Origin of the sequence: Acidisphaera sp. L21 (genome assembly GCF_009765685.1) — a bacterium.
Lineage (GTDB): Bacteria > Pseudomonadota > Alphaproteobacteria > Acetobacterales > Acetobacteraceae > LMUY01.
Map to the genome: position 1 here is coordinate 46,233 of NZ_LMUY01000151.1, position 21,367 is coordinate 67,599.

20 protein-coding genes and 1 tRNA gene are annotated in these 21,367 nt (G+C 67.0%); 9 read left to right on the plus strand and 12 right to left on the minus strand.

What is annotated here, in order from left to right; translation table 11 throughout:
- Nucleotides 1-24 precede the first annotated feature (24 nt).
- Entirely contained in the window at nt 25-771 is a 747-nt protein-coding gene (locus GSQ76_RS28635; RefSeq protein WP_158747485.1) for an alpha/beta fold hydrolase, read from the plus strand.
- Here GSQ76_RS28635 and GSQ76_RS28640 read toward each other — a convergent pair.
- Together GSQ76_RS28640 and otnK are read right to left on the minus strand one after the other, a co-directional pair.
- Nucleotides 768-1,406 carry a class II aldolase/adducin family protein gene (locus GSQ76_RS28640; protein WP_158747486.1) on the minus strand — a complete coding sequence of 213 codons (639 nt, stop codon included), beginning with the start codon at nt 1,404-1,406 and terminating at the stop codon, nt 768-770. The two genes, GSQ76_RS28635 and GSQ76_RS28640, sit on opposite strands and share 4 nt — an antisense overlap.
- Nucleotides 1,403-2,674 carry a 3-oxo-tetronate kinase gene (gene otnK / locus GSQ76_RS28645; RefSeq protein ID WP_158747487.1) on the minus strand — a complete coding sequence of 424 codons (1,272 nt, stop codon included), beginning with the start codon at nt 2,672-2,674 and terminating at the stop codon, nt 1,403-1,405. Before otnK ends, GSQ76_RS28640 begins: the two co-directional genes overlap by 4 nt.
- 120 nt (nt 2,675-2,794) lie before the next feature.
- Between otnK and GSQ76_RS28650 the strand changes: the two genes are divergently transcribed.
- Nucleotides 2,795-3,679 (plus strand): transglycosylase SLT domain-containing protein, encoded by an 885-nt coding sequence (locus GSQ76_RS28650; RefSeq protein WP_158747488.1) that lies wholly within the window; start codon nt 2,795-2,797, stop codon nt 3,677-3,679.
- Nucleotides 3,680-3,699: 20 nt separating this feature from the next.
- Here the strand turns inward: GSQ76_RS28650 and GSQ76_RS28655 are convergent, their stop codons facing one another.
- Together GSQ76_RS28655 and GSQ76_RS28660 are read right to left on the minus strand one after the other, a co-directional pair.
- Nucleotides 3,700-5,418 (minus strand): glycosyltransferase, encoded by a 1,719-nt coding sequence (locus GSQ76_RS28655; RefSeq protein ID WP_158747489.1) that lies wholly within the window; start codon nt 5,416-5,418, stop codon nt 3,700-3,702.
- Nucleotides 5,419-6,062: 644 nt separating this feature from the next.
- Nucleotides 6,063-6,137 (minus strand) — tRNA-Thr (locus GSQ76_RS28660).
- Nucleotides 6,138-6,288: 151 nt separating this feature from the next.
- Between GSQ76_RS28660 and GSQ76_RS28665 the strand changes: the two genes are divergently transcribed.
- From GSQ76_RS28665 to GSQ76_RS28675, 3 genes are read left to right on the plus strand one after another with little or no spacing between them, the layout of a single operon-like run.
- Nucleotides 6,289-7,614: a paraquat-inducible protein A gene (locus tag GSQ76_RS28665; protein WP_158747490.1), complete on the plus strand. Its 1,326-nt coding sequence runs from the start codon at nt 6,289-6,291 to the stop codon at nt 7,612-7,614.
- A complete protein-coding gene (locus GSQ76_RS28670; protein WP_158747491.1) occupies nt 7,611-9,353 on the plus strand; it encodes an intermembrane transport protein PqiB in 1,743 nt (580 codons plus the stop codon). Before GSQ76_RS28665 ends, GSQ76_RS28670 begins: the two co-directional genes overlap by 4 nt.
- Nucleotides 9,350-9,958 carry a membrane integrity-associated transporter subunit PqiC gene (locus GSQ76_RS28675; RefSeq protein WP_158747492.1) on the plus strand — a complete coding sequence of 203 codons (609 nt, stop codon included), beginning with the start codon at nt 9,350-9,352 and terminating at the stop codon, nt 9,956-9,958. The genes GSQ76_RS28670 and GSQ76_RS28675 overlap by 4 nt, the downstream gene beginning before the upstream one ends.
- 3 nt (nt 9,959-9,961) lie before the next feature.
- Here GSQ76_RS28675 and GSQ76_RS28680 read toward each other — a convergent pair whose 3' ends face one another.
- Entirely contained in the window at nt 9,962-11,041 is a 1,080-nt protein-coding gene (locus tag GSQ76_RS28680) for a D-alanine--D-alanine ligase (protein WP_158747493.1), read from the minus strand.
- Nucleotides 11,038-11,595: a VTT domain-containing protein gene (locus GSQ76_RS28685; RefSeq protein ID WP_254070697.1), complete on the minus strand. Its 558-nt coding sequence runs from the start codon at nt 11,593-11,595 to the stop codon at nt 11,038-11,040. Before GSQ76_RS28685 ends, GSQ76_RS28680 begins: the two co-directional genes overlap by 4 nt.
- 243 nt (nt 11,596-11,838) lie before the next feature.
- Between GSQ76_RS28685 and GSQ76_RS28690 the strand changes: the two genes are divergently transcribed.
- From GSQ76_RS28690 to GSQ76_RS28700, 3 genes are read left to right on the plus strand one after another with little or no spacing between them, the layout of a single operon-like run.
- Nucleotides 11,839-13,074, plus strand: coding sequence for an acyl-CoA dehydrogenase family protein (locus GSQ76_RS28690; RefSeq protein WP_158747494.1), 1,236 nt, complete (start codon nt 11,839-11,841; stop codon nt 13,072-13,074).
- A gap of 6 nt (nt 13,075-13,080) precedes the next feature.
- Nucleotides 13,081-13,860, plus strand: coding sequence for an SDR family NAD(P)-dependent oxidoreductase (locus tag GSQ76_RS28695; protein WP_158747495.1), 780 nt, complete (start codon nt 13,081-13,083; stop codon nt 13,858-13,860).
- 5 nt (nt 13,861-13,865) lie between these two features.
- Entirely contained in the window at nt 13,866-14,924 is a 1,059-nt protein-coding gene (locus GSQ76_RS28700) for a phosphotransferase family protein (protein WP_254070698.1), read from the plus strand.
- 9 nt (nt 14,925-14,933) lie between these two features.
- On the opposite strand, the gene map is transcribed toward GSQ76_RS28700, so the two are convergent.
- Genes map through GSQ76_RS28715 form a run of 3 tightly spaced genes read right to left on the minus strand, consistent with a single transcriptional unit; the run spans nt 14,934 to nt 17,391 of the window.
- Nucleotides 14,934-15,683, minus strand: a complete 750-nt coding sequence (gene map / locus GSQ76_RS28705; RefSeq protein WP_158747497.1) for a type I methionyl aminopeptidase — start codon at nt 15,681-15,683, stop codon at nt 14,934-14,936.
- A 17-nt stretch (nt 15,684-15,700) separates the two neighbouring features.
- Nucleotides 15,701-16,546, minus strand: coding sequence for a class A beta-lactamase (gene bla / locus GSQ76_RS28710; RefSeq protein WP_158747498.1), 846 nt, complete (start codon nt 16,544-16,546; stop codon nt 15,701-15,703).
- Nucleotides 16,546-17,391, minus strand: a complete 846-nt coding sequence (locus GSQ76_RS28715) for a MoxR family ATPase (RefSeq protein ID WP_158747499.1) — start codon at nt 17,389-17,391, stop codon at nt 16,546-16,548. Before GSQ76_RS28715 ends, bla begins: the two co-directional genes overlap by 1 nt.
- A gap of 66 nt (nt 17,392-17,457) precedes the next feature.
- Between GSQ76_RS28715 and GSQ76_RS28720 the strand changes: the two genes are divergently transcribed.
- Complete coding sequence (locus GSQ76_RS28720) at nt 17,458-18,336, plus strand: YihY/virulence factor BrkB family protein (protein ID WP_158747500.1); 879 nt, start codon at nt 17,458-17,460, stop codon at nt 18,334-18,336.
- Here the strand turns inward: GSQ76_RS28720 and GSQ76_RS28725 are convergent.
- Genes GSQ76_RS28725 through GSQ76_RS28735 form a run of 3 tightly spaced genes read right to left on the minus strand, consistent with a single transcriptional unit; the run spans nt 18,317 to nt 21,297 of the window.
- The gene (locus tag GSQ76_RS28725; RefSeq protein WP_158747501.1) at nt 18,317-18,808 is read right to left on the minus strand and encodes an RNA pyrophosphohydrolase; all 492 of its coding nucleotides are present in this window, start codon (nt 18,806-18,808) and stop codon (nt 18,317-18,319) included. The two genes, GSQ76_RS28720 and GSQ76_RS28725, sit on opposite strands and share 20 nt — an antisense overlap.
- Nucleotides 18,805-19,893 carry a divergent polysaccharide deacetylase family protein gene (locus GSQ76_RS28730; protein WP_158747502.1) on the minus strand — a complete coding sequence of 363 codons (1,089 nt, stop codon included), beginning with the start codon at nt 19,891-19,893 and terminating at the stop codon, nt 18,805-18,807. Before GSQ76_RS28730 ends, GSQ76_RS28725 begins: the two co-directional genes overlap by 4 nt.
- 15 nt (nt 19,894-19,908) lie before the next feature.
- A complete protein-coding gene (locus GSQ76_RS28735; RefSeq protein WP_158747503.1) occupies nt 19,909-21,297 on the minus strand; it encodes a S41 family peptidase in 1,389 nt (462 codons plus the stop codon).
- Nucleotides 21,298-21,367: the final 70 nt, after the last annotated feature.

Here is a 21,367-nt window from a genome sequence, read left to right on the forward strand (position 1 = left end):
GCGTCACCGCATCGGAGGTTGCCCATGCCTTTTCTCACGCGGCCAGATGGCCGGATCCGCTACGAGTTGTATGGCGAAGGCTACCCGGTGTTGCTGTTCGCACCGGGCGGCCTGCGATCCCGGTTGGAGATGTGGTCCGCCCCGGCGGGGGGGCCGCCGCGGCCGTGGGTTGACTGGACGCAGGCGCTGCCCGCAGCCGGGTTTACCGCGGTCGCGATGGACCAGCGCAATGCCGGGCAGTCGGAGACCGCTGTCGAGGCGGACCATGGCTGGCACACCTACACGGAAGACCATCTGTCGCTGATGGACCATCTGGGTTTCCAGACATTCCATGTGCTGGGCGGGTGCATCGGCGGCAGCTTCTGCCTGAAGGCGGCCCAGCGAGCGCCGGAGCGTGTGACTGCCGCGGTGTTGCAGAACCCGATCGGGCTGAACCCGGACCATCCGGAGTATTTCCCCGATAGCCAGGTCGAATGGAGCCGGGATCTCCGTGCCGCCCGGCCGGCGTTGGACGAGGCGGCCATCGCCGCGTTCGGGCGCAATATGTGGGACCACGATTTCGTCTTCTGCGTCGATCGCGCCTTCGCCAAGGCCTGCCCGGTGCCGACCTTCCTGCTGCCTGGCACGGACATTCCGCACCCGGCCATCACCAGCACGGAATTGGCGGCGCTGCTGCCCGGGGTGGAGGTGCTGAGCGATTGGCGAGCGCCAACCTACCTGCAGCAGCAGCACGACAGCATCGTCCGGTTCCTCCGGTCGAAAGCGCCCTAGCCCCTGGCGGGCGATCCATAGGTTTTGTACCGCTCGCGCGCGGCTTCGATCTGGGTTGGGGTCAGCAGGCGGGGTGACCCGGCGCTGCGGGCCAGTAGATATTGCCGGGCGAGGGTTTCGAGGCGCAGCGAGGCGGACAGCGCCGTCGCCGGGTCGCGGCCGTGGCAGATCATGCCGTGATTGGCCAACAGGCAGGCGGACCGGCCTTGCAGCGCCGCCACGGCGGATTCGGCCAAGGCGGGTGTGCCGAAGGTCGTATAAGGCGCGCATCGCACGTCACCGCCGCCGAAGCCCACCACCATATAATGGAACGGCGGCAGATCCTCCCCCAAGCACGCTAGCGCGGTGCAGTAATCGGCGTGGGTGTGCACGATGGCGCCGGCCTGCGGATAGGCGGCGTAGATTGCGGCGTGCATCGGTGCCTCACTGGATGGGGTGCCAGGGCTCTGCGCCTGCCCGTCGAGCGTCACCTGCACCAGCCCGGCGGGGGTGACCGTCTCGGCAGTGGTGCCGGAGGGGGTGATGAGCATGCCGGCGCCACTGCGCTGGCTGACGTTGCCGCTGCTGCCGTTGTTGAGGCCGAGCCGGGCGAGTTCGCGGTAGACGAAGGCGATGGCGTTCGGATCGGCGGTCATGCGGCGTCTCCCATCTCGGCCAGGGTGCGGGCGAACATGTCCACGGTGCCCAACTTGCCGGATTTCAGGCACAGCGCCAGACGCACCGGCGCCTCCACCAGGCAGACGCCCAGGCCGGCGGTGGTATAGGGGGCGACGTGCAGTTCGGTGATGCCCAACGCCTGCACGATGCTGCCGGAGGTTTCGCCGCCAGCCACCAGCAGGCGCCGCACGCCGCGCGCCACCAGCCCGGTTGCGATCTGGCCCAACAATCCCTCCGCGAACCGGCCCGCGGCGACCGCGCCCATGCGGGCTTGTGCAGCGGCTACCGCGTCGGCGGAGGTGGAGGTGGTGATGCAGACAGGCCCATCCGCCAGGCGCGGCGTGGCCCAGTCTAGCGCATGGGACACGGTGGCCGCCTCGTTGGCCAGCACGTCCAGCTCCAGCACCGGATGGTGCTGGCCGAACGCGGCAATCTGTTCCCGCGTGCGGTCGGAACAACTACCCGCCAGCACGGCTCCGGCGCCCGCAACGCGCGGCGGCGAGGGTGGCACAAGGCGGGGAATAAGCCCCTGTTCCTGCCAAATCGCCGGGTAGTGGCCGACCACGGTGGAGCCGCCGGTGGTGAACCGCCAATCCCAGCTGGCCTGCGCAATGGCCTGCAGGTCGCCATCGGTGAGCGTGTCGGCGATCACGAACGGGGTGCCCGCCGCGGCCAGCCCGGCGACGTGGCTGCGGATTGCCGCCGCGCCAGCCTGCACGACCTCCCACGGCAGCAAGCCGACCGCCAGCGTGGTCTGCGGCGCCAGTACGTCGCTGAGGCGCGAGCGGGTCATCGGGGTTAGTGGGTCGAAGCGCTTCGGCGAGTCTTGCAGCAGCCGGTCCGCGACGAAGAGGTGGCCCTGGTAGATCGTGCGGAATGCTTCCGGGAAGCCGGGGCAAAACAGCGCGGATGGGGCGCCGGTGCGGGCCAGGAGCACTTCGGAGCAATTGCCGATGTTGCCGCTGTCGGTGCTGTCGAAGGTGGCGCAGTATTTGAAGAAAATTTGCTGCACGCCCAGAGCCTCGAACGCGTCGGCGGCGGCCTGGACGGTCGCGATGGCTTCGTCCGGCGGGGCCACGCGGGATCGCAGGGCGATCACGACGGCATCGGTGTCGGCCAGTTGCGGGGGAACGGCTTGCGGGCCGGTGAAGAGCAGGGTACGCGCCCCGCCTGCCGCCAGCACACCGGCCAGTTCGACTGCGCCGGTGAAGTCGTCGGCAATCGCGCCCAGGATCGGGGAACGCATGGGCACCATCCTCGAAAGGTCACGGGCCGCCTTTATAGATCGATCCCCGCCGTGCCGGCGAGACGTCTCGGCGGGATGGCAAATCTCGACTTGGAAGGGGTCGGTCATTATGAATTGCTGATGGCCCTTCCATATCACCTCCTGGTTCTCGCGGCTGTGATGGTTGCGGTATCGCCGTCCGCGGCGGGGGCGAAGGCTCGGGCGGTGGCGCCGGTGGTTCAGGGGCCGCTGCCGGATGATCGGGTGTGCCAGGCGGCCATTCAATCGGCCGAACAGGCGTTGCACCTGCCCGCGCAGTTGTTGGGGGCGATTGGGCTGGTCGAGAGCGGCCGGGTGAGCCCACCGACGGGCCGCGTCGCGCCCTGGCCGTGGACCATCAATGTCGGCGGGACCGGGTATTTCTACGATACGAAGGACCAGGCGATCGCGGCCACCCAGGGCTATCTGGCCAAGGGCGTGCAATCGATCGATGTCGGGTGCCTGCAGGTCAATCTCAGCTACCACCCGACGGCCTTCGCCTCACTGGACCAGGCGTTCGACCCGGTTGCCAACGCCAAGTACGCCGCCGACTTCCTGACCCGGTTGTATGCACAGTCGCATCTTTGGGCCACCGCGGCGGCGGCCTACCACTCGCAGACGCCAGGCGTGAGCGATGGGTATGTGCGCCGGGTAGTGGCTGCCTGGCCGCTGGCGGTGCGCTATATCGACGCGTCGGTGCTGACGGCGATTGGCACGGGTCCGGGCGTGAGTATTTTGCCTCCAGCAGCCCCCGCCTGCGTGCCACCAGACCTGAGCCGCTATACGCCGGAATTCCAGAAGGTGATGATCCAGGCCTCGCTCGACCATGCCAGGCTGCTGGCCGCGATGGGGGCGGCGAATCTGCCCAAGACCCAGGCAGGATGCGAGGCGCAGCCGATCGGCGTGCCCCAAACCGCCCGCCTGCGATCTGCTCGGGGCCCGCAGATCGGGGGGCCGCCAGTCGCATTTGCCCGCCAAGCCGGCTGATCAGGCGGGAGTGCCGTCCGTCAGAGTGCTGGTAGCAGCGCGCCGAGGTCGCGGAGTTGGGGCTGTTCGTCGACCAGGTGCAAGTTTGGATTGAGGAACGGGTCGCATTCAATCAAAGCGCCCCAATCACGCAGCAGCCATTCCAACTCAAGCACCGTTTGCTCCCGCCGCCCGTCCGAGCTGTCGGGCGGACGGGTGGCCATCTCATGATGCGTTAGCTGGGACCAGGGCGTCCAAATGACGCGGTAACCATGCGCGGTCAGCCGCAGGCATAGGTCGACGTCGTTGTATGCGAGCGGAAAGGCTTCGTTGAGGCCGCGCACCTCCTGGAACAATTCGGTTCGCATTGCCAGGCATGCGCCGGTGACGCCCCATACTTGGCGCGTCAAGCCGGCCAAGCCGAAAGCACCGCTTTCATCACCCGGCAGAAACCGGAACATATGCCGGGGCACGCCGGAACGGTCGGTCGTGAGCCCGGCATGCTGTACCCGTCCGTCCGGATACAGCAGCTTGGCCCCGACCGCGCCGACGCCGGGTTGCAGCGCCTGGGACACGAGTTCGGTCAGCCAGTCCGGATGCACCATGGCGATGTCATTGTTCAGAAATACCAATACCGAGCCGGTGGCGTGTTGCGCAGCCAGGTTGTTGGCCGCGGACCAGTTGAACGTGCCCGGCTGGGGCAACACCCGGACCCGCGGATCGCCGGCCAGCCGCTCCAGCAGGGCGAGTGTCTCGGGTTCGACGGAATCGTTGTCCACGATCAGGAGTTCGATATGCGGATAGTCGGTCCGGTTCAGGACGCCGTCTGCGGATTCCCGCAGCAACGAGGCGCGGTCCCGGGTTGGAATGATGAGGGAGACCAGCGGCGGTGGGTCTGGCAGGGCATACACGATGCGGCTCCAGGCTGGCTCCCTCGGATGGGGCTGTACGCGTGCGGCGATATCGTCCCGGGCGAGTTGTGCGGTCGCGGCTTGGCGCATGGCCGGGTAAAGATCCTGCGGCACCATCGTGCGGTGGCAGAGCACGGCCGGGATGTGGTGAATGCGATCTTCTCGCGCCGCTGCGGCGACCTGATTGGTGAGATCATAGAGCCAAGCCGATCCGTGCACTGGGGCGGCGTTTTCCACCAGAGCGCGCCGGAAAAACGTGAACGGGCCCACGAGGTCGCGTCCTCGTTGTAGTTCTGGATCCCAGCCGGGCTTGAAGAAGGGGTTCACGCGCCGGCCTGAGTCGTCCAGCCAATCCTCATCGGCAAACATCAGATCGAGCGGCGACAATTGCGCCGCCACCTCCGCCGCCAGCCCCAGCGCGCCGGGGGCCAGACGGTCCCGCGCATCGAAAAAGCACAGCATGTCCGCGTCCAGCCGTCTCAGCGCCAATGCCACGGCCTCAGCAGGCTGGGCGCCGGGTGGGAGCGTGGCGTATTGGATTTGCCCGCCCTCGGACGAAGGTGGCGGGAGAGTTGCAGTCGGGTCCAGGACGAGGATGGAGCAGGCAGCCGGGCAATCAGCCAGCAGGGTTTGAGCCGCGAAGCTGCACCCGGGTGGCACCCACATGACCAACCCCAGGGTCGTTCGGTGATGGGTGGTTTCGACAGGCGAAATCGCTGCGCGGCAGGCGGCCTCGCTGGTTTCGATCCAAGCATCGTAGCGATCCTGGTCCGTCATGGGCCGAGGAGCCGCCGGCTCGCGCCGGGTTTCCGCCACTGTACGAAGCAAGGTTTTCAGGGCGTCGATCATGGTCCGGATCGGATGGGTCAACCGCCAGCTGTTGCTGTCTTGCAGCTGCTGGACATGCGACCGCAGCATCGCCATTTCAGATTGGGCGGCTGCTAGGGCGGCTTCCAAGGCTCTGACCCGCCGTTTGGCGGCATTTCCTTCGAAACTCGCGCGGTTTTCATCAATTAGCCTTCGGGCTTTGTCGGTGCCCGCCTTAATAAGCATCTTGTTGCACGCCGACTCCGAGCCTTTGGCTCAAATTAATCTAGAAAGTTCCAACGTTTAATCCGCCTCACCTGGCGGCTGATATCGACCTTGGTCGAGCCGTGTCGATCGTTCGGTATTACGCAGAAGCCCCCCTTGGCGTTGCACACTGATACAATGTCGGGGACGATCGTGGAGTTTATGTGGCAATTGCGCACGGTTGACGCCAAGCCGTCGATGCGGCTGGTGCGACGATATGCGTCCAGTCACGCGCGAATGTTTGCTTGGAGAAAGGGACGAGTACAGCCGCTTTTGAACAGCGTCGTAGTATAGGATATCAGCCTGGGAGTTTAGCCGGTGCCTCGCGACTGCATTTGCTTGTGGCTCAACCACCGCGATGGGTTATTGAGAACAGGAAGCTCACGGAGGTGCGTAGTCGCTGGCGTTTGTACCGGTTGAAATGGTGCCGACACTCGGAATTGAACCGAGGACCTACTGATTACGAATCAGTTGCTCTACCCCTGAGCTATGTCGGCAACGCGGCGGGTATACCGTTGTCCGCTGATGGCTGCAACGGCTTGGAAAACGGGCGGATCAGCCATGCGTGCCGCCCCCAGGGGACAACTCCGCGCGTACCGGGCGGAAGCCGCTGGCACCGCGGCGCTGGGTCGTTCAGGTTGCGGCCCGATGACCGAGCGATCGACCCAGCCTGCGCCGACCGACCACGAACGGGAATGCCCGGATTGCGGACTGTTCCAGCGTATCCCGCGGCTGCCGCCGAATGGGGAGGCGAACTGCTTGCGATGCGATGCTACGCTGCGGCGCACCCGCGTGCGGTCATTCGACAAGACGCTGGCGCTCAGCCTTACCTCGCTCGTGCTGTATTGGGTGGCAGTGACGGCGCCGTTCCTCTCAGTCGATATCGTGGGGCGGCAGCGGGAGACGACCATGCTGTCCCTTCCCGTCGCTTTCTGGGAGGAAGGAGCGTGGGAACTTGCGCTGATCGTTGGCGTCACCGCCATCATCATGCCGCTGGTGAAAATCGGCGTGATGGTCGCCGTGATGGTGGGGCTGCGCACCGCCAATCCGCCACGCAGCCTGCCGTTGATGTTCAAGTGGTATCGCCGGGTCGGGCCGTGGGCGATGGTGGAGGTGTTTCTGCTGGGCGTGTTCGTGGCGTTTACCCGCCTGGGCGCGATCGCGACCGTGGATGTGGGCATCGCGCTCTACGCCGTGGCGGCGCTGATGATGACCATGGTGGCCGCCGACTACTACCTGGATGATGACGAGATCTGGCATGCCATGGAGGCACGCGGCCTGGTGCCACCGGCGGAAATTGGGCCCGGCACTCCGATCGGGTGCGACGTGTGTGGCCGGGTGCATTATGGGCAGGATGGCGACCGATGCACGCGCTGCGACAGCGTGGTGCGGAGCCGCAAGCCCAACAGCATCGTCAATACCTGGGCGCTGCTGGCGGCCTCCGCCCTGCTCTACATTCCGGCCAATGCCTTCCCGGTGATGACCATCACCCGGCTGGGCAAGGGCAACGAGTCGACGATCCTGGGCGGTGCGCAGGAATTGCTGGACGCAGGCATGTGGCCGCTGGCGCTGTTGGTGTTCGTGGCCAGCATCATGGTGCCGCTTCTGAAGCTCTTCAGCATGTCGGTGATGCTGATGACGGCGCAGCGCGGGTCGTCCTGGCGGCTACATGACAGGACGGTGGTCTTCCGGCTGGTCGATTTCATCGGGCGCTGGTCGATGATCGACATCTTCATGATGGCCACGCTGGTTGGCCTGGTGCGCGCTGGCGCCATCGCGAGCATCACGCCCGGGCTGGGCGCGATCTGCTTCGGCAGCGTCGTCGTCTTGACCATGTTCGCCGTTACGTGCTTCGACCCCCGCGTAATGTGGGACCGGGCCGAGGCACGCGACGCAGCGCGCAACGACCCGAACACGCTGCTGCCACGAGAGAACCGCCCGGCGCCCCTGCCGGCCGAGCCGAGAGCCGCATGAGCGACCAGACCCCGCCGAGCCAACCCGACCCGCCGCCTTCTTCCCAGCCAAACCCCCGCCCCTACACCCCGCCCGAGGCCCATGTCCGGCGGAAATCCGGGTTCTCGCTCGTCTGGATTTTGCCGATCGTGGCGGCGGTCATCGGCGGCTATTTGGCCTTCACCACCCTGTCCCGGCGCGGGCCGGAGATCGTCATCACCTTCCAAAGCGCGGAGGGCCTGACCGCCGGGCAGACGCGGGTGCGGCACAAGGCGGTCGACCTCGGCACCGTTACGGGCATACGATTGTCCTCGGATATGAGCCACGTCATCGTGCATGTGCGCATGACGCGAGAGGCCGATCCCTACCTCACCGACAAGGCGCGGTTCTGGGTGGTGCGGCCGCGGCTGTCGGCCAGCAATATCTCCGGCTTGGAGACGCTGCTGTCGGGCGGATATATCGAGATGGACCCTGGCACCGATAAGGATGCCAAATCCCAGACCGAATATACCGGCCTGGAGAACCCGCCCGGCGTGCGATCGGACGAGCCTGGGACGACGTTCAAGCTGACCACGGCACGCATCGGCTCGTTGGGCAGCGGCTCGCCGGTGTTCTACCGCGACATTACGGTCGGCGAGGTGCTGGGCTACCAGTTGCCGGAGGGAAATGGCCCGATCGACGTCAACGTGTTCGTGCGCGCGCCGTATGACAAATGGGTTCGCTCCGGCACGCGGTTCTGGAACGCCTCGGGGCTGAGCGTCGAACTGGGCGGCAGTGGCGTGCATGTGGAACTGGAATCGATCCAGGCGGTGCTGTCGGGCGGCGTGGCGTTCAGCACGCCGGAGGATAGCCGGGAGACGCCGAGTGCGGCCAGCGATGCCAGTTTCCGGCTGTATGATGACGAGCCGGCGGCGAACGCGGCCGGGTATAAGGAACGACTGCCGTTCGTACTGTATTTCCAGACGTCGACCGCCGGGCTGTCGGTCGGCTCGCCCGTGCAGATGTATGGCATCACCATCGGCAACGTCACCAACGTCCGGCTGGAGCTGGACCCGGTGAACGCCACCGCCCGGGTGCGCGTCGCGATCGAGGTGCAGCCGGAGCGGCTGAGCGCCATCGGCGGCAATCGGAGCGACAATGCCGGGCTGGTAGCGCAGCGCCTGGTGGATCATGGGATGCGGGCGGGGCTGTCGACCATCAGCTACCTCACCGGGTCGATGGCGGTGTCGTTGGACTTCCCGCAGAGCCCACCCCCGGCGAAGGTGACGCGGGAGGGAGATGCCTATGTGCTGCCCACCCAAGGCGGCGGGCTGGGCGGCATCACCACGGCGCTCAGCGATATTGCCAACAAGATCGGGCAGATCCCGTTTGCCGCGATCGGGGCAAACGCCAATGGGGCGCTGGCGGCGATCAACGGCCTGGTGGGGAGTCCGGAGTTGAAGAACGCCGTGGCGGGACTTGCCGGCACATTACAGGACGTGCAGGGGCTGGTGCGGCGAACCGATGCCGGGCTGTCGCCGTTGATGCGTCGCCTGCCCGAGGTGAGCAGCGATCTGCAGTCGACGATCGCCCGCGCAAACCGGCTGGTCGGATCGGTGGACGCAGGGTATGGCGCGAACTCGCAGTTTTCGCGTGATCTGGAGCGATTGATGTCGCAGTTGAACGATGGTGTTCGATCCATCCGGCTTTTGGCGGATTTCCTGGACCGGCATCCGGAGGCGTTGATCCGTGGCCGGACCAACACGGGGGCGGATCGGTGAGACGTCGCTTTCTGCTGGTAGCCCCGGCGGTGCTGGCGCTGGCCCGATGCGCCTCGCCAGACCCGGCGATCTACACACTGCGCGCCGTGCCGGGCTCCGCCGCTAGCGGTGGCCCGATGGCGATCAAGGTCGCCCGGCCCGGGCTAGCGGGTTATTTAGATCGGCCGGAGATCGTTCGCGACAATTCCGTCTCCCGCTTGACGCTGAATAGTGGGGAGCGTTGGGGCGAGCCGCTGGGGGATATGGTGGGGCGCGTGCTGGCGCTGGATCTGGCGCAGCGGCTGCCCGGCAGCAGCGTGTTTACCGAGGCGGGGACCATCTCCGTCGATCCGTCCGCCACGGTCGAGTTGGATATCCAGCGGTTCGACCTGGACACTGGCGGCTCGGTGATCCTGCTGGCGCAGGTGGCGGTGCAGCAGGGGCGCGCGCATGACCCTGCAGCCACGCACTCGCTACGCCTGACGGTGCAACCCGCCAGCACTGGCACGCCGGATGTGGTCGCGGCGATGAGCGGCGCGTTGGGGCAGTTGGCCGATTCCGTGGCCGATCTATTGCGCGCGCTGAGCCCGCGTGCGTTGACGCCGCCGACCGCCCGGCGGCGATAGGCGTCAGTCGCTGTTGGGATAGGACGCCATCAGCGCCTGCTGCCGGCGCCAGGCGCGGAACATGCCCCAAAGGCCGGTGGGGCGAGCGCCGGCGGCGCGGTTGGCACGGCCAATTTCCCACGCGGCGCGGTAGTGCATGAACTGCGACACGTAGGCGTCGCGCAGGGTGCAGCGGGCGTCCCAGATATGGGTCGCTTCCGACCCGGCGCCGTTCACCTCGATCACGGTGAAGCCTTGGCCCAGGCGCAACGCGGCCTCCGACCCGTAGCGCACATCGATGCGGCCGAAATAGAAGCCGGGAATGGCGCGGGCGATGGCATCGACCTGCCGGGTCAGCGCGGGGGTGATGCGATCGGCGCCATCCAGGAAGACCGAGCCCTTGCAGTGATTGCCGGTGAAGACCAGCGGCACGATTTCGCCGGCGGCCGGGATTTCCGCCAGCCGGCTGGTGAGACGGGGCAAATAGAGTTGCGGCACCTGGCCGGCGCGCGGGTCATTGCGAATCAACGTTTCCAACGAATTGCGGCCATCGCCCGTGACACTCGGCTGGCGCTTCAGCGTGACGGAGGTGATACGGCCGGTCTCTTCGTGCGGGTGGCGGATGTAGAACAACCCGGCCTCGTTCGGCTCCGGCACGAAGCGTTGCAGCAATAGGGCGACGCCGCGCGGGAAGGAGGCTGCGGCCTGTTGCAACGCCGCCGGGTCGGCGGCCAGGCGCACGCCGGCGCCGTTGCAGCCGATGTCGGGCTTCAACACCACGGGCCAGCCGAAGCCGGCTCGTTCGGCCAGCGCCGCGACGTCGTCGATCCCGGCGCGGAGGGTGACGTAGGGGGCGATCCAGCCCTGTGCATCCGGCTCGGCCATGTCCAGGATGGCGGATTTGCTTTCGCCGCACAGGCCGCCGGTTTCGATCGTGGGATTGGCGGCGGTGGGCAGGCTCATGTCGCCGTAGCGCAGGCCCAGCCAGATCCATTGTGCGACGACGGGTGCGTAGAACAGCCAGCTTGGCCAGAATTCGAAGGGGGAGACGATGCGCTCGCGCGCCTGGGCGGTGCGACCGACGGAAAGGGTGGTGTCGATCATACCGAAGGCTCCGATGATTGCAGTCGGGCAGCGATCCGGCCTGCCAGCACCACCGTCAACGCGAAGCCTGCCATGCCCGCCCAACGCCAGGCACCTAAATACGCGGTCATGTATTGGCCGAGCTGCAGCGACACGCCGAACAGCAGCGTGGTCCAAATCAGCGTGGCGCCGACAGCGGCGAGGGCGAAGCGGCGGATGTCCACATGGAAATACCCGCACGCGGTGTATGTTGGCAGCCGGGCGCCAGGCAGGAACCGGCTGACGAAGACGACGGAGACGACGTGGCCGCGCAGCCAGTCACCGCTACGGGTAAACCGGTCGGGTGGGGCCCAGCGCCGGGCCCAGGGCGTGGCGGCGGCCAGCCGGCCGAGGCCGTATAGCCCAAGATCCCCGAGCACGATGCCGAGATAGAGCGAGATCAGCGCCACCGTGGGGGACACCTGGCCGACCTGCACGTCCATGGCAGCCAGGATGGTGGCCGCGTCCTCCAGCACGAAGGTGCCGAGCAGGATCAGGATTCCCTGTAGCAGCGGACCATGCCCGTTGAGGCTCAACCAGTCGGGCAGGCTGTGAAGCAGGATCGGCTCCTACGGCAAGGCGCAGTGTGCGGCGGTTGGCACAACGCGATGTGCGTGATGTGGGTTCGCCGTCAAAGGTTTGGCAGGGCGGGCTGTCGCGCGAAACCGATTGGTTGGTGTCGAAACGTAACCGCCGGTGATTGGCCCGGTCGCTTGCCAGCCCGGGTGGATCGTGGCGGTATCACCCCAACGACGAAGTGTAGAAAAGAGGGAGCTTCCATGGATTTCGAATTCTCGGAAAAGGTGCAGGGCCTGCGCACCCGCGTGAAGGCGTTCATGGACGCGCACGTGCATCCGAACGAAGCCACCTACATCGAGCAGATGGCCAACGCGACCGATCGCTGGCAGCCGGTGCCGATCGTGGAAAAGCTGAAGAAGACGGCGAAGGCGGAGGGGCTGTGGAACCTGTTTCTGGCCCACAGCAAGAAGGGCTTCGGGCTTAGCAACCTGGAATACGCCCCGCTGTCGGAGATCATGGGCCGCACGCAATGGGCGAGCGAGGTGTTCAACTGCTCCGCCCCCGATACTGGCAACATGGAGACGCTGGAGCTGTATGGGACGGAGGAGCAGAAGAAGCAGTGGATGCTGCCGCTGCTGGAGGGCGAAATCCGCTCGGCGTTTTGTATGACCGAGCCGTCGGTGGCGTCGTCGGACGCGACGAACATCGAGACGTCGATCGTGCGCGATGGCGACGAATACGTGATCAATGGGCGGAAATGGTGGTCGTCTGGCGCCGGGGATCCGCGCTGCGCCGTGTTCATCGTGATGGGCAAGTCGGACCCGACGAATATGGACAAGTATCGCCAGCAATCGATGATCCTGGTGCCGCGTGGCACGCCGGGCATGACCATCCATCGCATGCTGCCGGTGTTCGGGTATGACGACGCGCCGCATGGGCATGCCGAGATCAGCTTCGAGAACGTGCGGGTGCCGGCGACCAATATCCTGCTGGGCGAGGGCCGCGGGTTCGAAATCGCGCAGGGGCGGCTTGGGCCGGGACGCATCCATCACTGCATGCGCACCATCGGGCTGATGGAGCGGGCGTTGGAGATGATGTGCACGCGTTCGCTGGCGCGGAGCCCGTTCGGCAAGCCGTTGGCGGACCAGGGCGTGACGATCGAGCGGATCGCGAACAGCCGCATCATGATCGACCAGGGGCGCCTGCTGGTGCTGCACGCCGCGTGGAAGATGGACACGGTGGGCAACAAGGCGGCCAAGCGGGAAATTGCGGAGATCAAGGTCTCCATTCCCAACATGGCGTGCCAGATCATGGATTGGGCGATCCAGATGCATGGCGGCGGCGGCGTGACCAGCGATTTCGGACTGGCGCGGATGTACGCGACCGCGCGCACCATGCGCATCGTGGACGGGCCGGACGAGGTGCATCGTCACCAATTGGGGCGGCTGGAGTTGGCGAAGTACAAGCCGGCCCGGCCCAATGTGGCGGCGGAGTAAGTGGCGATGAGCAACCTGTTCGATCTGACCGGCAAGGTCGCGCTGATTACCGGCAGTTCCAAAGGGATCGGCCGCGCCATTGCCGAGCGGATGGCGGAGCATGGGGCCAAGGTCGTCATCTCCAGCCGGAAGGCGCCGGCGTGCGAGGAGGTGGCGGCGGGCATCCGGGCCAAAGGGGGTGAGGCGATCGTCCTGCCGGCCAATATCGCGCACAAGGACCAGCTTCAGGGTCTGGTCAACGACACCATTGCGAAGTGGGGCGGGATCGACATCCTGGTCTGCAATGCGGCGGTGAACCCGTATTTCGGCCCGGCGATCGACTGCCCGGACGAGGCGTTCGACCGCATCATGGGGTCGAACGTGCGGTCCAATTTCTGGTTGTGCAACATGGTGTTGCCGCAGATGGCAGAGCGTGGGGGCGGGGCGGTCGTCGTCATTTCCTCGATCGCGGGCATTCGCGGCACGCCGACGCTGGGCGCGTACGGGATATCCAAGGCGGCGGACACGGCGATCGTGCGCAACATCGCGGTGGAGTGGGGACGGAAGAACATCCGAGCCAACTGCATCGCGCCGGGTCTGGTGAAGACCGATTTTGCACGGGCGCTGTGGGAGGATCCGCCGACGCTGGCCAAGCGGGTGAAGGACAGCCCCCTGCCCCGCATCGGCGAGCCGGACGAGATCGCCGGCGCCGCGATCTTCCTGGCGAGCCCGGCGGGCAGTTTCACCACCGGGCAGGTCTTCGTCATCGACGGGGGCGTTACGATCGGGGGCGCGGCGCTGGAATGAACAGTGTGAGCAACGCGCCGGGCATCATCGGCGCGCCGGTGCTGGTGCCGCCGCTGGCCAACCACATGTTCGACGAGGCGGCGTTGGCGGCGTATTTGGCGGCGGAGTTGCCGGGCTTTGCCGGGCCGATGACGGTGCGGCAGTTCCAGGGGGGGCAGTCGAACCCAACATTCCATCTGCACACGCCGGGTGCGGAATACGTGCTGCGGAAGAAGCCGCCAGGCACGCTGCTGCCGTCCGCGCATGCGGTGGACCGGGAGTATACGGTGCAGTCGGCCCTGGCCGGGTCGGCCGTGCCGGTGGCGCCGATGCGGCTGCTGTGCCGGGACGACAGCGTGATCGGCACGATGTTCTACGTGATGGACAACGTGCCCGGCCGCATCTTCGCCGACCGCACGCTGACGGGCGTGCCGGCTGCCGACCAGGCGGCGATGTATGACGACATGAACCGCGTGATGGCGGCGTTGCATGGGGTGGATTGGCAGGCAGCCGGGTTGGGCAGCTTCGGCCGCCCGCAAGCCTATGTCGCCCGGCAGATCGACCGATGGAGCAAGCAATATGTCGGCTCCAACGTCGGGGACGTGCCGGAGATGGATCGGCTGATGGCGTGGCTGCCGACGCACACGCCGAAGGAGGACGAAACCTCCATCGCACATGGGGATTTCCGGCTGGGCAACCTGATCTTTCACATGACGGAGCCACGGGTCGTCGCGGTGCTGGATTGGGAGTTGTCGACGCTGGGCCATCCGCTGGCGGATTTGGCGTATAACTGCATCCCGTGGCGGCTGCCGGTGACGATGGAGGGGCTGATTGGCGCCGACATGACCGGCATTCCGTCGGAGGCAGAGTATGTCGCCGCCTATTGCCGCCGCACCGGGCGCGCGGGCGTGCCGGAATTGGATTTCTTCATCGTGTTCTCGTTGTTCCGCTGGGCGGCCATTGCGGCGGGTGTGTATCGCCGGGCACTGGATGGCAATGCGGCGGATGCCAGGGCGCTGAACATCGGCACGAAGTTTCGCAAGCTGGCGGAGGCCGCGTGGGCGTTGGCGGAGCGAACGGGCTAGACGCCCCCGCTAGCCCGGCATGGTGAGGATCAACGGTCCGTTGCGGGTGGCGATTACGGTGTGTTCGTATTGGACGGTGAGCGCCCTGGGCTGGCTGTAGAGGGTCCAGGGATCCTCGCGGGTGTCGGCGAATTCTGCGCCGAAGGAGAGGAACGGTTCCACGGTGAACACCAGGCCGTCCTGCATGATCCGGCGATCGGAGGCGTCGGGCCAGGTGGCGATCTCGGTCGGCGCCTCGTGCAGGGAGCGGCCGACGCCGTGGCTGGCGAGGTTGCGGACCAGCGTGTAGCCGTTCTGGCGCGCGAAGGCGCCGACGGCATGGCCGATGCCCGCCAGCTTTTTGCCGCTGCCGACCTGGCGCAGGCCTGTCCACATCGCACGGCGGCCGTCCCGGCACAGACGCTCCACCGCGCTCGTTACAGGCGGGACGGCGAATGAGGCACCGGTATCGGCAAAGTAGCCGTCCATTTCGGCGGACACGTCGATGTTGACCAGGTCGCCGGGGCGGATCCGCCGGTCGCCGGGGATGCCGTGGGCGATCTGCTCGTTGACGCTGATGCAGGTGGCGCCGGGAAAGGCGTAAACCTGCTCGGGCGCGGAGCGGGCGCCGGCTCCCTCCATGAAGTCCCGCCCGATCTGGTCGAGTTCGCGGGTGGTGATGCCGGGCTCGATGGCTTGGCCCATCGCCGCCAGCGTGTTGGCGACGATGCGGCCGATCCGCTTCAACCCTGCCAACTCGTCGTCGTTCGACACCGTCATGGCGCGTCCTTTCGGTTCTAGGCCCAGGCCGCGACCGCGGCACCGACATCGGCGAGCGCGGCTTCCCGCACGGCATCGTCGGCCGAGCCCTCGGTGAGGTAGGCGGCGACGATGATCGGCGGGGCGCCGTTGGGCGGGAATAGCAGCCCGGCGTCGTTGCTGGTGCGGAAGTCGCCGGTGCCGGTCTTGTCCGCCACCTGCCAGCCGGGGGGCAAGCGGGCACGCAGGCGGGCGTCGCCGACCTGGTTGCCGCGCAGCCAGCCCAGCAGGGACGCCTTGGCCGGTGCGGGGAGCGCGTGGCCGAGTGTGAGCGCCTGGATGTCGGCGAGCATCGCGGCGGGGGTGGTGGTGTCTCTGACGTCGCCGGGTTTTGCCTCGTTCAATGCGGTTTCCCAGCGATCCAGCCGGGTCATTTCGTCGCCGAGCGTGCGGAGATACCTCGTGAGCCCGGCGGGGCCGCCGATGATGTGCAGCATGAGGTTGCCGGCGGTGTTGTCGCTCTGGCTCAGGGCGGCGGCGCAGATGGCGTCCAGCGTCATGCCGTCCGTGTCGGCATGGGGCGCGGTCAAAGGGGAGTGGACGACCAGATCGTGCTTCGGGAAATGGATGCGGCGCTGCAAGCCGGCGACGCCGACATGCGCCAGGACTGCGCCGGCCGTCGGCAGCTTGGCGGTGCTGCACATCGGGAAGCGCTCGTCCTGCCGGTAGCCAGCGGTGCGGCCGGTCGCGGTGTCCAGCACGGCGACGCCCAGGCGTCCGCCACGACGCGCCTCGATTGCGGCAAAGACCTGGGGCAACCCGTCCGGGGCGGCCGCTGCCAGCAACCCTGCCCCGGCCGCCAGGAGCGCCCGACGGCCGATCATCAGCTGCCGCGGCGGTTCAGGAAGGCCAAACGCTCGAACAGATGCACGTCCTGCTCGTTCTTTAGCAGTGCGCCGTGCAGCGGGGGGATGACCAAATGGGGGTCGTTGGAACGGAGCGCCTCGGCGGGCATGCTCTCGATCATCAGCAGCTTCAGCCAGTCGAGCAATTCGCTGGTGGCGGGCTTCTTCTTCAGGCCGGGGATCTCGCGGATCTTGAAGAAGACATTCAGCGCCTCGCGCGCCAGGTCCTGTTGCAGGCCGGGGTAATGCGCCTCGACGATGCGGTCCATCGTGTCGCGGTCGGGGAAGCGGATGTAGTGGAAGAAACAGCGGCGCAAAAAGGCGTCCGGCAGCTCCTTCTCGTTGTTGGAGGTGATGATCACCACGGGGCGATGCTTGGCCGAGATGGTCTTCTGCGTCTCGTAGACGTGGAACTGCATGCGGTCGAGTTCCAGAAGCAGGTCGTTGGGGAATTCGATGTCCGCCTTGTCGATCTCGTCGATGAGCACGACGGCCTGCTCGTCCGCGTCGAACGCGTCCCATAATTTGCCGCGCACGATGTAGTTGGAGATGTCGGCCACGCGGGCGTCGCCCAACTGGCTGTCGCGCAGGCGGGAGACGGCGTCGTATTCGTAGAGACCCTGCTGCGCCTTGGTGGTGGATTTGATGTGCCACTCGATCAGGTCGCGACCGAACGCCTTGGCGACCTCGTGCGCCAGGACGGTCTTGCCGGTGCCGGGTTCGCCCTTGATCAGCAGCGGGCGCTGCAGGGCGACGGCAGCGTTGACCGCCACCTCCAGGTCGCGGGAGGCGATGTAGCTTTCCGTGCTCTTGAAACGATCCAATACCTGCTCCCCTGCAACCCGATCGGCGCGTTCGCCGTTGCCGAAGCGAAGCAACGGATCGCGCGCATGCTGGGCAACACCTGGACTCTGATCAAGGCAAGCGTCAACGGCTACATCGAGGATAACGCGCTGAGCCGGGGCGCCTCGATCGCGTATTATACGGTGTTTTCGCTGGCGCCGGTGCTGGTCATCATCGTGGCGATCGCTGGGATGGCGTTCGGGGAGGACGCGGCGCAGGGGGCCCTGGCACGGCAGATCCAGGGGTTGATGGGCCATGATGCCGCGGTGGCGATCCAGGGGATGGTGCGCAGCGCCTGGCTGAGCGGGTCCAGCACGCAGGCCACCATCATCGGCGCGGTGACGCTGCTGGTGACGGCCAGCGGCGTGTTCGGGGAGATGCAGTCGGCCCTGAACGCGATCTGGCGGGCGGAGCCGAAGGGGACGACGGTGGGTCGGCTGGTGCGGGCGCGGGCGACGAGTTTGGGGTTGGTGGCGGCGCTGGGGTTCCTGATGATGGTGAGCCTGGTGGTGAGCACGGCGATTGCCGCCGTGCAAACCTATGTCGGCGGCTTTTTGCCGGAGGCGGCGCTGCTGATCCGGGTGCTGAACTTCGCGATCTCGTTCGCGCTGACCACGGTGCTGTTTGCGGCGATCTACAAGATCCTCCCCGACCGGCGGCTGCACTGGAAGGATGTGGGGATCGGCGCCGTCGTCACGGCGCTGCTGTTCGATATCGGCAAGACGCTGATCGGGATCTACCTGGGCACGACGGCGGTCGCCAACAGCTTCGGCGCGGCCGGGGCGCTCGCGATCGTGCTGCTGTGGGTTTATTACTCGTCGCAGATCTTCCTGCTGGGGGCGGAGTTCACGCGCGCCTATGCGGAGATGCACGGCAGCCGTAGCGAGGCCGCCGTGCCGCTATCGGCTACGCCGCCCCGGCGCTGAAGCGGGCGAAGGACACGGCCAGCACCCGGTAGATTTCGAGCTTGAACGGGACGGCTAGGGCTGGGAGTTCGACCAGATCGACCCAGCGCCAAGCGTCGAATTCGGGGTGCGGGTCGAGGTCCAGCCGGATGTCGGAATCCTGACCGTCGAAGCGTAGGGCAAACCAGCGCTGTTTTTGGCCGCGGTATTTGCCGCCGAGAGCGCGGCCGATCAGTTCCGGCGGCAGGTCGTAGGTGAGCCAGTCCGGGTGTTCGCCGATGATGGTGGCCTTGGCGGTGCCGACTTCCTCCTCCAACTCACGCAACACGGCGCCGCGTGGGTCCTCGTCCTCGTCGATGCCGCCCTGGGGCAGTTGCCAGCCGCCGGGTGCGCCCTCGGCATTCGGCAGATCGGCCCGGCGGGCGACGAAGACCTGTCCACGCGCGTTGAACAGGGCGGCGCCGACATTGGGGCGGTAGGGTAACTCGGTCATTTCGTGACGTTCCGTGCCAGCAATGCGCTGACGGGTACCAGCGCCACACCCCGCGCGTCTAGCTCGCGCGCCCAATTCAGCACTCGCTCGGTAGTCACCGGGCGGACGCGGCCGACCAGGCCGAGCACGCGGTCGCCGTCGCGGGCGCGTTTTTCCAACTCGGCGAGGCGGGCATCGATCTCCGCGGGCTCCTGCAGGTCGTCGATGACCAGCGTGGTGGTGACGATTGGGCCAGCCGGCTTGCCGGGGGCGGTGCTAGGTCGGGGGTCGACATACATCAGCCCGCGATCGGCCAATTGCTTCAGCACGGCGCCCATGGCGACGGTGGAGGCGGCAAACCGCTCCCCCCGCAGGCCGTCGGACGCACCGGTCAAGCCGACTTCGCCCTGCATGCGGGACAGTGCCCATTCCAGGTTGCGGTCGTTATCGGATTGGTCGACGCCGGTCATCAGTGCACGGACGCCGGAATTGTTCAGCGGGTAGCCCTGGCTCTCCATCGGCAGGGTGACGAAATACTCGTGCCCCTTGGCGCGGGCGTCGGCCAGCAGGGGGGCGGGGTCCTTCGTGTAGGGGGAGATGCCGAGCGAGACGGCGGGCGGCAGGCTGGCGATGGCGGCGCGGCTATCGGTGTCGGACATGCCGAAGCCCACAACGAGCAGCGCAACCCGAGGCCGCTTATCCGACGCGTCGAAGGGCCGGGCATAGACCCGCATGGAGGTCCGGCCGTCCGGGCCAAGCCGCGGCAGCTTCGCGCCCGGGAAGTCCGGCGCGGGTTCTTGCAGGGCTGGATCGGGCCCGGGAATCGTGCCGGGCGGCGTAGCGACGCGGGTGGCCGATTCGGCGTGGGGGGCGTCCGGCGCATGGGGTTCCGCGACGGGGTGCGCGGCGCGGTGTGCGGCCTCGGGCCCCGCAGCAACCGGATGCGCCTCGGCCGGGTGGGGCGCCGGGTGGCCGGTGGGCGGGCCGAGATATTGCAGCGTGCCGCCACCGGCGGCGACCACCACCAGGATGGCTGCCCAAGCGATGCCGAGCGTCCGCCAGCCTTTGCCGCCCACCATCATTCGGGGAGGCTTCACCCCGGCCACGGCGCGCCCCGAACGCTAGCGGTCGGCGTGGCGCTGCTGCTGCGTGGACATGGCGCGCACCACCGCCAGACCCTGCTGCAATTGGAAGTCCGTCTCCGGCTTGGTCGCGTCGAAAGCGGGCCAATTTTCCGGCGGCAGCTTGGGGATGGAGCTGGCGATCGGCGGCAGGTCCGCGCGCGGAGCGGCCGGGGTGTTGGGCGTGCCCCCCTCGTTGGTGAGCACATGGTTCAGATCGGCCTCCCGCTCCGGCCCGAAATGCGCGGTCTCGGTGCGGCTGGCGGCGACGGGCACATCTGGCGTGATGCCCAGGCCCTGGATCGACCGGCCCGATGGCGTGTAGTAGCGCGCCGTGGTCAGCCGCATGGCGCCATTGCCCGGCAGCGGAATGACGGTCTGGACCGAGCCCTTGCCGAAGGTCCGCTGGCCCAGGATGACCGCGCGGTGATGGTCCTGCAGCGCGCCGGCGACGATCTCGCTGGCGGAGGCGCTGCCGCCATTCGTCAGCACCACGACCGGCAGGCCGCCCGTGATGTCGCCGGGCTTGGCGTTCCAGCGCTGGCTGTCTTCCGGATGGCGGGCGCGGGTGGAAACGATCTCACCCTGCTCGATAAAGTCGTCGGAGACGCTGACCGCCTGATCCAGTAGCCCGCCGGGGTTGTTGCGCAAGTCCAGCACTATGCCGTGCAACTTGTCGCCCATCTGCTGGCGGAACTTGGCCACGGCGGCGCGAAGGCCCGAGTCGGTCTGTTCGTTGAACTGCGTCAGCCGGACGTAGCCGATATCGCCCTCCAAATGGCTCTTGACCACCTGGATGCGGATGACTTCGCGGTTCAGCGTCAGCTCGATCGGCTTGTCGACGTTCTCGCGCTTGATCACCAGATGGATCGGGCTGTTTGGCGGGCCGCGCATCTTGTCGACGGCGTCGTTCAGCGACAGGCCTTGGACCGTGGTCTTGTCGATGGTGGTGATCAGGTCGCCGGCCTTGATCCCGGCGCGGGCGGCGGGCGTGTCGTCGATTGGGGAGACGACCTTGATGATGCCGTTTTCCTGCGTCACTTCCAGGCCCAGACCGCCGAACTCACCGTGGGTTTGCACCTGCATGTCGCGGAACGACTTGGCGTTCATGTAGGAGCTGTGCGGGTCGAGCCCGGTCAGCATGCCGTTGATCGCGTTTTCGACCAGGTCGCGGTCGTTCACCGGCTCCACATACTCGGCGCGGATGCGGTCGAACACATCGCCGAACAGCCGCAGCAGGTTGTAGGTGTCGGTCTTGCCGCTGGCGTTCTGCGCCTGCGCCGTGCCAATCGCCCAGATCGGCGTGCCGGTGAGCAGGCCGCTGGCGGGGCCGACGGCGACGCCGGCGATGAATGCGGCGCCCACGAACAGCCCGGAACGGAACTTCATGCGTAAATCCCCTCGGCGCCCGCACGGCGCGGAACACAACCGTCAGCCTCGCACATAGAGTGTCTCTGTG